General features: G+C 69.5%; 15 protein-coding genes. 5 read left to right on the top strand and 10 right to left on the bottom strand.

Annotated features, from left to right (window positions below; all coding sequences use genetic code 11):
* Positions 1-392 precede the first annotated feature (392 nt).
* From IM725_RS11590 to IM725_RS11580, 3 genes are all read left to right on the top strand, one after another.
* Entirely contained in the window at positions 393-1,508 is a 1,116-nt protein-coding gene (locus tag IM725_RS11590; RefSeq protein WP_193780752.1) for a hypothetical protein, read from the top strand.
* Positions 1,505-1,885, top strand: a complete 381-nt coding sequence (locus IM725_RS11585) for a hypothetical protein (RefSeq protein WP_193780751.1) — start codon at positions 1,505-1,507, stop codon at positions 1,883-1,885. The genes IM725_RS11590 and IM725_RS11585 overlap by 4 nt, the downstream gene beginning before the upstream one ends.
* A 152-nt stretch (positions 1,886-2,037) precedes the next feature.
* Positions 2,038-2,448 carry a hypothetical protein gene (locus IM725_RS11580; RefSeq protein ID WP_227753761.1) on the top strand — a complete coding sequence of 137 codons (411 nt, stop codon included), beginning with the start codon at positions 2,038-2,040 and terminating at the stop codon, positions 2,446-2,448.
* A 54-nt stretch (positions 2,449-2,502) separates the two neighbouring features.
* Here the strand turns inward: IM725_RS11580 and IM725_RS11575 are convergent, their stop codons facing one another.
* From IM725_RS11575 to guaB, 8 genes are all read right to left on the bottom strand, one after another.
* A complete protein-coding gene (locus IM725_RS11575; protein ID WP_193780750.1) occupies positions 2,503-3,417 on the bottom strand; it encodes an LD-carboxypeptidase in 915 nt (304 codons plus the stop codon).
* A complete protein-coding gene (gene tadA / locus IM725_RS11570; RefSeq protein WP_193780749.1) occupies positions 3,414-4,796 on the bottom strand; it encodes a tRNA adenosine(34) deaminase TadA in 1,383 nt (460 codons plus the stop codon). Before tadA ends, IM725_RS11575 begins: the two co-directional genes overlap by 4 nt.
* Entirely contained in the window at positions 4,793-5,023 is a 231-nt protein-coding gene (locus IM725_RS11565; RefSeq protein WP_193780748.1) for a hypothetical protein, read from the bottom strand. Before IM725_RS11565 ends, tadA begins: the two co-directional genes overlap by 4 nt.
* A complete protein-coding gene (locus IM725_RS11560) occupies positions 5,023-5,655 on the bottom strand; it encodes an FMN-binding negative transcriptional regulator (protein ID WP_193780755.1) in 633 nt (210 codons plus the stop codon). Before IM725_RS11560 ends, IM725_RS11565 begins: the two co-directional genes overlap by 1 nt.
* Before the next feature lie 33 nt (positions 5,656-5,688).
* Positions 5,689-7,302, bottom strand: a complete 1,614-nt coding sequence (guaA, locus tag IM725_RS11555; protein WP_193780747.1) for a glutamine-hydrolyzing GMP synthase — start codon at positions 7,300-7,302, stop codon at positions 5,689-5,691.
* Between the two features lie 9 nt (positions 7,303-7,311).
* A complete protein-coding gene (locus tag IM725_RS11550) occupies positions 7,312-7,734 on the bottom strand; it encodes a type II toxin-antitoxin system VapC family toxin (protein ID WP_193780746.1) in 423 nt (140 codons plus the stop codon).
* On the bottom strand, positions 7,734-8,003 hold the full coding sequence (locus IM725_RS11545) for a type II toxin-antitoxin system Phd/YefM family antitoxin (RefSeq protein ID WP_193780745.1): 270 nt from the start codon (positions 8,001-8,003) through the stop codon (positions 7,734-7,736). The genes IM725_RS11550 and IM725_RS11545 overlap by 1 nt, the downstream gene beginning before the upstream one ends.
* Positions 8,004-8,093: 90 nt before the next feature.
* Positions 8,094-9,563, bottom strand: a complete 1,470-nt coding sequence (gene guaB / locus IM725_RS11540) for an IMP dehydrogenase (RefSeq protein WP_193780744.1) — start codon at positions 9,561-9,563, stop codon at positions 8,094-8,096.
* Between the two features lie 67 nt (positions 9,564-9,630).
* Between guaB and IM725_RS11535 the strand changes: the two genes are divergently transcribed.
* On the top strand, positions 9,631-10,131 hold the full coding sequence (locus tag IM725_RS11535; RefSeq protein WP_193780743.1) for a DUF4124 domain-containing protein: 501 nt from the start codon (positions 9,631-9,633) through the stop codon (positions 10,129-10,131).
* 87 nt (positions 10,132-10,218) lie between these two features.
* Here the strand turns inward: IM725_RS11535 and IM725_RS11530 are convergent, their stop codons facing one another.
* A complete protein-coding gene (locus IM725_RS11530; RefSeq protein ID WP_227753760.1) occupies positions 10,219-10,596 on the bottom strand; it encodes an RnfH family protein in 378 nt (125 codons plus the stop codon).
* On the bottom strand, positions 10,589-11,029 hold the full coding sequence (locus IM725_RS11525; protein WP_193780742.1) for a type II toxin-antitoxin system RatA family toxin: 441 nt from the start codon (positions 11,027-11,029) through the stop codon (positions 10,589-10,591). Before IM725_RS11525 ends, IM725_RS11530 begins: the two co-directional genes overlap by 8 nt.
* 59 nt (positions 11,030-11,088) lie before the next feature.
* Between IM725_RS11525 and smpB the strand changes: the two genes are divergently transcribed.
* Positions 11,089-11,562, top strand: a complete 474-nt coding sequence (gene smpB / locus IM725_RS11520) for an SsrA-binding protein SmpB (RefSeq protein ID WP_193780741.1) — start codon at positions 11,089-11,091, stop codon at positions 11,560-11,562.
* Positions 11,563-11,575: the final 13 nt, after the last annotated feature.

Genomic DNA, 11,575 nt, shown 5'->3' with positions numbered 1-11,575 from the left:
GGGATCGGGAAAACCCGCGATTGTCCGCGATCCGGCGCGAGGGCCGCCACCCGGTTCGGGAAGCCCCCAGCCGACCGGCCACTGGCGCGCCAAGGCGTCGAGCTTGCGCCGGACCCGCAGAACGTTTCGAAGGCGCCGTTGCGCTTCTCTTCGAGCCGCGCGCCAGCCCAGGAGCCGCTCGAACCGACGCCAGCCCCAAAGATATCTGTCTAAGTTAATTTGGACAGTTAAGGGGTGTGTCCAAGGAGGCCTACACACCGGTCTCCTGCTGACGGATGTCTGCCCGATGCAACGAACCTCGCTCCTTAAGCTTGACATCTGTCCAAGACTGTCTAAACATCCGTCCATCTACTGTCCAAGACAGTACTTAGACACTTAGACAGACACACACCATGTTGAGCAGCAAGGACATCCTTGAGCGGACCGGCATCTCCCGGGCCACGCTCAACAACTACATCAGCTACGGCTTGGTCCCCCGGCCCCAGGTGCTGCCGCCAGAGCCGGGCGACGCCGGGGCCCCGCGCCTGGGTTATTTTCCGGACGACACGGTGGAGCGCGTGGAGACCATCCAGCGGCTCAAGCGCGAGGGCTGGAGCCTGGGCCGGATCCTGGATCACTTCGGTGCAGCCGCCCCGGAGATGGAAGGCGAAGCCGATCCGCGTGGCGCCGACGAGGAGCCGGAGCCTTCGATCTTCCCGCCCATGGCAGCGCCGGGGGCGGCTCAGCCTGCTGCGGCCCCCGCGCCGCGCATGGCACCGGTGTCCGCGGCCGCGGCACAGATCGCCCATGAAGGCGTTTCCGTGCATGCCGTGCCGCAGACCCTGCCTGTGGCCGTGCTCTCGGTCGCCCTGGCGGACGCGGACGACCTGTGGACCTGCCTGCTGGTGCAGGAGTATTTCGAGCTCGCCAACGAGTTCTGCGCTTCGGTGCAGGCCCTGGCCAGGCTGAACGGCGGCCGGGTGCAGCGCACCAGCCCCCACCGCCTGGTGTGCCATTTCCTTCCGCAGGCCGGGCGGTCGCAGTTCATGGATGCGCTGCGCACCGCACAGGCCCTGCAAGGCGCGATCCAGGCCATGAGCCAGCGCTGGCAGATCCGCAAGGGCTGGACGCGTGAGATCGGGCTGCGCTGCGGCGCCGCCGAAGGCGAAGCCTGGGTCGGCCACGGTGGCGGCCCCGGCGAGGACCTGCAGGTGGTGGGCGACGTGGGCAACCAGGCGCTGCTGCTGTCCCGTGCGGCGCGCGGTGGCGCGGCGCTGGTGACGCGCGACCTGGTGGCCCGGCTGGCCGCCACCGACCGGGCCCAGGCCGTCTACGGCGTCCCGGATTCGCCCGCCGCCGACGCCCCGCTTCGCCTCATGGTGTTCACGCGCCTGCGCGAGTTCGCCCCCCATGTTTCCCCGCCCCGCCGCCTGGGCGACCTGCCGGTCGCCGAACTGGTGAGCCTGGGGCTGCAGCGCACGGGCCCCGCAGGCTCCGCCGGCGCGCCCAACCAAGGAACCTCCGCATGAACAGCCTTTTCAACAAGCTGCGAGACAGCCTGAATTCGCTGACCGGCACGACCGCCCCGCCCCGCACCCGGCCCAGCCGGCCCGGCCGGCTGGGGGCCTACGCCGCGACCGACGCGGTGACGGAACGGTTCCGCGACCTGCTGGTGGAACTGTTGCGAGACCTGACCAGCGACCGCGCGGTGCGCATGGCGCGCCGGCTGCGCGCAGCGTCCGACCTGCAGGCGCTCTGGTTCATGCGCAGCGAAGTGATGGCGCTGCTGGCGCCCGTGCACGGCGAGGCGGAGGCCATGCATCGACTGGAAGTCGTCAGCGCGACGGTGCGCGAGGCCCTGCCACGCGGCCTGCGGTCCCGGCCCAGCCCCCTTGCCGGCTTCTGATGGTGATTCAGGCGATTTCAAGGGATGCCTGCCCGCGTTTCTGAGGCCTTACAGGTTAAGTTGGACCCCTTAATCACCAGTATCACAGACGTTTGGTTACTGTTTTCTGCGAATGTGTGGTTGTTTTTGGAACAAATCTTCGACGGAGTTGCTTGCGGCTTTCACACCGAAGGCCTAACTTCTTCATCTGGAAACTTGACTTTGCACTGCATCTGATCATGGGTTGGCTGAAGCCGAAATTGCGCAACAGCATCTACGGCCTCCTGGGGGGCGGGAGCGAGCCGTCCGATTCCGTGCTGGAAAACGGCACCGAGGACGTGCGCGAAGCCATGCTGTCCTGCCTGGGGCCGGAGGCGCCCCGCCGCTTTCCCCACCTTACCCGCCGCATCCGTTACGCGGCCGACGTGCATGCGCTGTGGTACCTGCGGGGTGACCTGATGGCCGCACTGGCCAGCCTGCAAGGCGAAACCGCGGCCCGGGAAACGCTGGCGCCCATCACGGCGCGCTTTCGCGGCCTGCTGCCGGGCGCCATGACCTCGCGCCCCAGCCCGCTCGAGAGCTGACGCCGCCGGGTCCGCCCGGCCTCACCGCCTCCGCCGGCTCTGCCCGCGGGAACCTCAGTGGTTGTGGCCCCAGACGATCAGGGCATCGCGGCCTTCGGCAGCCATCTCCACCTTGGCGCCCACCGGCAGGCAGACCTTGGTGGGCACATGGCCGAAAGGCAGGCCCGTGAACACCGGCACCCCGGCCTGCCGGCGAACCCAGTCGACGACCGTCGCGAGCTTGAAGCCCTTGTCGTTGGGCACGGCCTTGTACTGGGTGAACTGGCCGAATACGATCGCCTTCTGCCGGGCCAGCACGCCCGCATGCAGCAGCGTGGTGAGCATGCGCTCGATGCGGTAGGGATGCTCGCCCACGTCTTCCAGGAACAGGATGCCGCCTCGCACCTTGGGCAGCCAGGGCGTGCCCGCCAGCGAAGCCAGCATCGCGAGGTTGCCGCCCCACAACAGGCCCTTGGCGTGGAACGGCCGGTCCAGGGCCTCGGTGCGTGGCAGTTGCCAGCCGGCGCCCTCGCCCTGCCCCTCCACCAGGTCCTCGAAACAGGCTTCCATGATGTCGTCGGGCGTTCCCTCGACACCGAAGTCCTCCCCCAGGGCCGGGCCCGACCAGCTGGTCGCGCCGGTTTCGGCCAGCAGCGCGTTCTGGAAGGCGGTGAAATCGGACAGGCCCACGAAGCGAGTCCCCCGTTCGATGGCCCGGGCCACCGACTTGTAGCGGATGGCGGGCAGCAGGCGCGACAGGCCGTAGCCGCCGCGCGAGATGAGCGCCACGTCGGCGCCGCTCGCGGCCGCACGGTGGATGGCCGCCAGGCGGGTGTCGTCGTCGCCGGCGAAGCGCATGTGCGTGGACAGGGCTGCCTCGTCGACCTCGACCTCGTGGCCCAGGGCCCGCAGGCGGGCGATGCCGCGCCGGAAGGCTGCGCGGTCGCGCACCGCGCTGGAGGGGGAATAGATGTAGATGCTGTGGGTCACCGGCGGAAGTATCCCACCGCCGCCCGCGCCACTTCCCCGCCGTGCTCCTGCACGAAGTGCCCGGCCTGCGGCAGCACCAGGGGCTCGGGGCAGCCGCGGATGTCGCCGCGCAGCGCCTGCATGACCGGCACGCCCAGCACCGGGTCCTGGGCGCCGATGGCCATCAGGGACTGGCCGGTCCAGCGATCGCGCCAGAACGCCCGCGCCTCGCGCGAGAGTGCGGCACCGTCGGCTTGCGGGGTCTCGGGCACCAGGGGCGGAAAGGCCCGCAGGGCGGCGCGGTGGCCCCGGTCGGGGAAGGGGGCGTTGTAGGCCTCGCACTCGGCCGGTGTCATGTGCGGGTTGCCGCGGGCGAACAGGCGGCCGACGTCGAAGGCCGGGTTCTTCGCACACATCTCGCGCCAGGCCAGGAAGCCGGGGCTGAGCGGCCGGTCGCCCGTTCCCAGCAGGGTGTTCATCACCAGCAGGCCAGCGTAGCGCTGCGGCGCCGCCATGGGCAAGGTCAGGCCCAGCAGGCCGCCCCAGTCCTGCACCACCAGCACCGTGCGCTGCAGGTCCAGGCGCTCGACGAATTCGCGCAGCACCTCGCGGTGCCAGGAGAAGGTGTGCGCGCCCTCCTTCTTGGGCTTGTCGCTGCGGCCGAAGCCGATGAGGTCCGGCGCCACGACGCGGTCACCGGCAGCCAGGAAGACCGGGACCATGCGCCGGTACAGGTAGCTCCAGGCCGGGTTGCCGTGCAGGCACAGCCAGGTGCGCGGCGCGTCGCGCGGGCCTTCGTCCAGGTAATGCATGCGCAGCCCGGCCAGGGAAGGCAGGTCGTTCAGGTACCGCGGCGCCCAGGGGTAGCCGGGCAGGTCGCGGAAGCAGCTTTCGGGCGTGCGCAGCGCATCGTCCCGCAGCGGCTGCGCGCCGGCCCGCTCTTCCTGCTGCGCGAGCCGTCGCGCCTTGAAGAAGTCGGCCAGTTCAGCGCCGCAGGCCTCGGCGAGCACGGCCCCTTGCACGGCGGTGTGGTGGTTCAGGCGCGTCTGCGCAAACAGGTTGACGACGGAACCCGCCGCGCCGGTCTTGGGGTCGGCGGCGCCGAACACCACGCGCCCCAGGCGCGCGTGCAGCATCGCACCGGCGCACATGGCGCAGGGCTCCAGGGTCACATAGAGCGTGCAGCCGTCCAGCCGGTAGTTGCCCAGCCGGCGGGCGCCCTCGCGCAGCGCCAGGATCTCGGCGTGGGCCGTGGGATCGGCCCCGGCCACGGGTGCGTTGCGGCCGGTGGCGATCACCTCGCCGTCACGCACCAGCACCGCGCCCACGGGGACCTCGCCGGCCGCGGCAGCCTGGCGCGCCTGCGCCAGGGCCAGGGCCATGAAGTCCTCGTCCGTCACTTGTCGTCGGTGGGCATGGGCCGTGCCTGCTGCATGGCCGCCTCGGCCGCCTGCTTGAACTGCTGCACCTGCTCCTTGGGCGTGCCGGTGGGCGGCGTGACGCCGGTGCCCGCCAGGGCGGCCGCAGGGGCCGGCGGCGCCACGCCGGCCGACAGTTGCTTCTTCGCCAGGACGCCCACGATGGCCACCACCAGCAGCAGGCCCACGATCCCGAAAATCCCGCGCATCACGTCTCCTTGGGGCCCTTCAGGCCCAGTCGATCCATCCAGGCCGCCAGGGCCCGTGCGTCCTCGGGCCCGGCGGCGTACTGCTCGCGCAGCGACAGGTGCGATTCCGGCCGGTGCTGGTTGAGCTTGAGCTTGCAGGCCCATTCCGTCACGCGCAGTTCCAGGCCGACGATGCCGGTCATCATGCGCAACTGGTAATCCGTGCCGAGCTCCCCCCACTGCTGCGCGTAGGGCGCCTCGTGGTCGGCGATCAGCATCTTGAGCATCACGTCCTTGGGCTGCGGCTCGGTGATCAGCCGGGCCTGCACCTTGCAGTGCACGGCCAGGTAGTTCCAGCTCGGCACGCGCTGCCTGTCCGGGTAGATGGCAGGCGACTGGTAGGCGTGCGGGCCCATGAAGGTCACCAGCGCCCGCGGCCGCGCCTCCAGGTGGCGCCACTGCGGATTGGGCTTGGCGACGTGGCCCCACAGGGTGAAGTGCCCGCCCTCCTCCACCTCCAGGTGCAGCGGCAGGTGGGTGACGAAGGGCAGGCCTTCGTCGTCCGTGGTGATCAGGGAGGCGAAGGGCCAGCCACGCATGATGTCGGCGGCGTCCTGCGCATTCGTCGAGCGGAACTGGGGCGGCTGGTACATCGACATGCCGCCGATTCTGCTACAGGCCGGGGCTCATTCCCACTCGATGGTCGCCGGCGGCTTGCTGCTCACGTCGTAGGTCACCCGGTTGATGCCGCGCACCTCGTTGATGATGCGGCTGGACACCTTCTTCAGCAGCGCGTACGGCAGCTCGGCCCAGTCGGCGGTCATGAAGTCGCTGGTCTGCACCGCGCGCAGCGCCACCACGTAGTCGTAGGTGCGGCCGTCGCCCATCACGCCCACGCTCTTGACCGGCAGGAACACGGTGAAGGCCTGGCTGGTGAGGTCGTACCAGCTCTTGCCCGAGTGCGGGTCCACGTGCTTGCGCAGTTCCTCGATGAAGATCGCGTCGGCGCGGCGCAGCAGGTCGGCGTATTCGCGCTTGACCTCGCCCAGGATGCGCACGCCCAGGCCCGGGCCGGGGAAGGGATGGCGGTAGACCATCTCGGGCGGCAGTCCCAGGGCCACGCCCAGCTCGCGCACCTCGTCCTTGAACAGGTCGCGCAGCGGCTCCAGCAGCTTCAGCCCCAGCTGCTCGGGCAGGCCGCCCACGTTGTGGTGGCTCTTGATGGTGACGGCCTTCTTGCTCTTGGCGCCACCGGATTCGATCACGTCTGGGTAAATGGTGCCTTGGGCCAGCCAGGCCACATGGCGCGCGTGGCTCGCCTTGATCTTGGCCGCCTCGGCCTTGAACACGTCCACGAACAGCCCGCCGATGATCTTGCGCTTGGCCTCCGGGTCGCTCACCCCGGCCAGCTTGCCCAGGAACAGGTCGCTGGCATCGACGCGGATCACCTTGGCGTGCAGCTTGCCGGCGAACATGTCCATCACCATGTCGCCTTCGTTCAGGCGCAGCAGGCCGTGGTCGACGAAGACGCAGGTGAGCTGGTCGCCGATGGCGCGGTGGATCAGCGCCGCCGCGACCGAGGAATCGACCCCGCCCGACAGGCCCAGGATCACCTCCTCGTCCCCGACCTGCTGGCGGATCGCCTCCACCGCTTCGGCGATGTGGTCGCGCATGACCCAGTCCGGCTGCGCCTGGCAGATGCCCCGCACGAAGCGCTCCAGGATGGCGTGGCCCTGCACGGTGTGCGTCACCTCGGGGTGGAACTGCACCGCGTAGAAGCGGCGCGCCTCGTCGGCCATGCCGGCGATGGGGCAGCTCTCGGTGGAGGCCATGAGCTTGAAGCCGGGCGGCAGCTCGGTGACCTTGTCGCCGTGGCTCATCCAGACGTTGAGCATGCCGTGGCCCTCGTCGGTGGTGAAGTCGGCGATGTCGCGCAACAGCTCGGTGTGGCCGCGGGCCCGGACGGCCGCGAAGCCGAACTCGCGCTTGTGGCCGGCCTCCACCTTGCCGCCCAGCTGCTGGGCCATGGTCTGCATGCCGTAGCAGATGCCCAGCACCGGCACGCCCAGCTCGAACACCGCGGGCGGCGCCTTGTCGGTGCTCTCCTCGTACACGCTGGCATGGCTGCCGGAGAGGATCACGCCGCGCAGCTTGCCGTCGGCGGCCCACTGGCGCACCCAGTCGTCGCTGACGTCGCAGGGATGCACCTCGCAGTACACGTGCGCCTCGCGCACGCGGCGCGCGATGAGCTGGGTGACCTGGGAGCCGAAATCGAGGATGAGGATCTTGTCGTGTTGCATGGCGAAGTCTCAGAAGCTGAGGCAGACGATGCCGCAGGCGCGGGCGGCGGCGAGGAGTTGCTGGTCGTGGGAGGCGAGCTGGCCGTTCAGGCGCAGCACCAGCTCCAGGTAGGCGGCGTCGTAGTAGGTGAGGCCGTGGGCGAGGGCCAGCCGTGCGACCTGGGCCTGCCGGTGCCGGTCCGGCGGTGGCTCCACCGTGACATGGGCGCCGGCCACCAAGGCCAGGCCGGCGTCGACTTCATCAGCGGTGATGCGCTCACGCTGAACGCCCATCACCATCATGTTGCCCATCTCCCACGGCCAGAGCGCAGGCGCGTGGAAGCGGTCCTTCTCCGTGCGGGCTTGCAGGTACAGCTCGTCCGCGGCCGGGTTCCGCTCGTCGGGCATGACCCAGGCGGCGCTGGCCGAGGCGTCGATGACGATGGGTTTCATCAGTATTTGCGGCCCAGGTCGCGCAGGGTTTTCCAGTCCGAATAGCCCGGAACCGCGGGCTTGACCTTGGCCCGGAACGCCTCCAGCTCGGCGATCGCCTCCCTGCGGATGCGTTCACGCTCGGCCTCGTCGGGCGGCGCCTCGGTCTCGCGCACGATGCGGGCGATCTTCTTGCCGTGGCGGGTGATCACGATCTCCTCGCCCTCTTCCACCGCTTGCAGCAGGGCGGAGAAACGGTCCTTGGCCTGGTGCACGGGGACGGTCTGCATGAGTCTGGCCCAAATAGAAAAGTTGGCCAGATTTTAATCAATCAGGCCAACTCTGGCGAATATGGCCAGAATTCCGGCCTGCGACGGGGATCAGTCCGCGCGGTAGTTCGGCGCTTCCTTGGTGATCTGCACGTCGTGCACGTGGCTCTCACGCATGCCAGCCGCCGTGATCTGCACGAACTCGGCCTGGCTGCGCATGTCCTCGATGGTGGCGCAGCCGCAGTAGCCCATCGCCGCACGCACGCCGCCGGCGAGCTGGAACACGATGGAGATCATGGAGCCCTTGTAGGGCACGCGGCCCTCGATGCCTTCGGGCACCAGCTTGTCCGCGTTCGGGTTGCCGGTGGTGGCTTCCTGGAAGTAGCGGTCGGCGCTGCCCTGCTGCATGGCACCGATGGAGCCCATGCCGCGGTAGCTCTTGTAGCTGCGGCCCTGGTAGAGGATGACCTCGCCCGGCGCCTCTTCGGTGCCGGCGAACATGCCGCCCATCATCACGGTGCTGGCGCCGGCCGCGATGGCCTTGGCGATGTCGCCCGAGTAGCGCACGCCGCCGTCCGCGATCAGCGGGACGCCGGTGCCCTGCAGGGCGGTGGCCACGTTGTCGATGGCGGTGATCTGCGGCACGCCCACGCCAGCCACGATGCGGGTGGTGCAGATGGAGCCCGGGCCGATGCCGACCTTGACGGCGTCGGCACCCGCCTCCACCAGCGCGCGCGCCGCGCCGCCGGTGGCGATGTTGCCGCCGATCACGTCCACATGGGGGTAGTTCTGCTTGACCCAGCGCACGCGCTCGATCACGCCCTTGCTGTGGCCGTGGGCCGTGTCGACCACGATCGCGTCCACGCCGGCCTTCACCAGCGCTTCGACGCGCTCCTCGGTGCCTTCGCCCACGCCCACCGCCGCGCCCACGCGCAGGCGCCCGGCGGCATCGCGCGCGGCGTTCGGGAAGCTGGTCTGCTTGGTGATGTCCTTGACGGTGATCAGGCCCTTGAGCTCGAAGGCGTCGTTGATCACCAGCAGGCGTTCCAGCTTGTGCTTGTTCAACAGCGCCTTGGCTTCTGCCGGGGAGGTGCCTTCACGCACGGTGATCAGCTTCTCGCGCGGGGTCATGATCTGGCTGACCGGGATGTCGTAGCGCGTCTCGAAGCGCAGGTCGCGCCCGGAGACGATGCCCACCACCTTGCCGCCGTCCAGCACCGGGAACCCGGAAATGCCCAGCTGCTCGGACATGTCCATCACCTGGCGCACGGTGTGCTGGGGCGTGATGACGACCGGGTCGCGCAGCACGCCGGATTCGTAGCGCTTGACGCGCGCCACTTCGGCGGCCTGCTGCTTGGCCGTGAGGTTCTTGTGCACGATGCCGATACCGCCCTCCTGGGCGATGGCAATCGCGAGGCGGGCCTCGGTCACGGTGTCCATCGCCGCTGAAACCAGGGGCAGGTTCAGCGTGATGTTCCGCGACAGTCGGGTCGCGAGGGAGGTGTCCTTGGGAAGGACCTGGGAGAACGCAGGCACCAGCAACACATCGTCGAAGGTGAGCGCATTACCAAGAAGGCGCATGGGGCAAGCTCCAAAAACGGCATTGTACGCTGGCCCATGGAAGGGCTTCTCGCTACACTGGGCCGCCATGCAACTGCTACGTTTTTGTGCCTTGATCGCCCTGGTCGCCGCCGCGCCCGCCTTTGCCCAATGGCAGTGGGTCGACAAGGACGGCCGCAAGGTCTTCAGCGACCAGGCCCCGCCCGCCGATGTTCCCGCCAACCGCGTGCTGAAACGCCCCGGCCGCTTCGCCGCCGCCGAGGCCGCCCAGGCCGCGCAGGCCGCCTCCGACGCCGCTGCGGCGCAGCCGGCCGCGGCGCCCCGGCCCACCGGCCGCGACAAGGACCTGGAAGACAAGAAGAAGCAGCTGCAGGCGGCCGCCGACGAGAAGCGCCACGCCCAGGAGGAAGCCAACGCCCGCATCAAGGCCGACAACTGCCAGCGCGCCCGCCGCGGCAAGGCCGCCCTGGATTCCGGTGTGCGCATCGCCCAGACCAACGACAAGGGCGAACGCGAGTTCCTGGACGACGCCCAGCGCGAGGCCGAAGGCCGCCGCCTGGACGCCGTGATCGCCCACGAGTGCCTGTGAACGCAGGGGCCGCCCGGCGTTCCGGCCGCTGACGCGGCTCGGGAAGGTCGCTCGCCACCCGGCCTGCCCCCTCGCCCGGGGCCCTGCTCAAGCCTTTTTCGGTTTCTTCGCGAACAGCCCGGCGGCGCGTGCGCCCTGGCGGCTGAAGCGCTCGCGGCGTGCCACCTTGGGGTCCACGCGCAGCTCGCGCAACAGCTCGACCCGGTCCCGGGAGCGCAGGGGCTGGTCCAGCGCCGCCTTGCGGCCCCAGACCGCGACCTCCATGGCATCGAGCGCCTGCGCGGGCAGTCGCGAGCCCACGCCGCTGGCGCGCAGCGCGTCGGCCACCCGGCTGCCAGCCGGAAGGCGAAGCGTCCGTTCCTCGACCTGGCGCGGCCCCGGTGACCAGGCCACGCAGACGTCGAGCATGTCATCCGGGGTCTCGAGGTCCGCGGGCCGCTGGCCCGTTGCGCCGGCGTCAGCCATAGACCTGCTCGGCCCGCTTGACGAAGGCGTCCACCAGGCTGCCGGCGATCTTGTCGAACACCGGCCCGACCAGGGCCGACAAGGCCATGTTGTCGAAGCCGTAGTGCAGTTCCAGTTCCACCCTGCAGGCCTCGTCCGCGGACTCGCCCACGGGGCTGAAGCGCCACTGCCCGTCCAGCCGCGAGAACGGCCCGTCCACCAGGGCCATGCGCACCTCGCGGCCTTCCAGGTGCTGGTTCTGGGTGGTGAAGGTCTGGCGTATGCCGCCAAAGGCGATGCCCACCTCCGCCCGCATCTCGTCCCCCGTCTCCGCTAGGACACGGGCGCGGTCGCACCAGGGCAGGAACTCGGGATAGCGGGCCACGTCGGTGACCAGCTCGAACATCTGCGAGGCGCTGTACCAGATCAGGACGGACTTGTGGACGGTTTTCATGGACAATCGGCGGCCCCGCGGCATTGTAGTGACGCGGCCCTGCCCCCACCTGTCAGCCCATGTCCAAGAAGCCGGAGAGCCCCAGCCGCATCGCCGAGAACCGCAAGGCCTCGTACAACTACTTCTTCGAGGAGAAGTACGAGGCCGGCATGGTCCTGCAGGGCTGGGAAGTGAAGGCCCTGCGGGAGGGCAAGGTCCAGCTCACCGACGGCTACGTGGTGATCAAGGACGGCGAGCTGTACGTCATCGGTTGCCAGATCAACCCCCTGAAGACGGCTTCCACGCACGTCAACCCGGACTCGGTGCGCACCAAGAAGCTGCTCATGCACAAGGACGAGATCCGGCGCCTGATCGGCAAGGTGGAGCAGCGCGGCTACACCCTGGTGCCACTCAACCTGCACTGGAAAGGCGGCCGCGTGAAGTGCGAGATCGCGCTGGCCCGGGGCAAGGCCGAGCACGACAAGCGCGACACCATCAAGGACCGCGAAGGCAAGCGCGAGGTCGAGCGCTTCATGAAGAGCAAGCACCGCTGACGCGGGGCGCCGC

It is taken from the genome of Ramlibacter aquaticus, from assembly GCF_015159745.1.
Taxonomy (GTDB): domain Bacteria; phylum Pseudomonadota; class Gammaproteobacteria; order Burkholderiales; family Burkholderiaceae_C; genus Ramlibacter; species Ramlibacter aquaticus.
The sequence above is the reverse complement of the archived record's forward strand: the minus strand, read 5'-3'. Positions and strand labels throughout refer to the sequence as shown.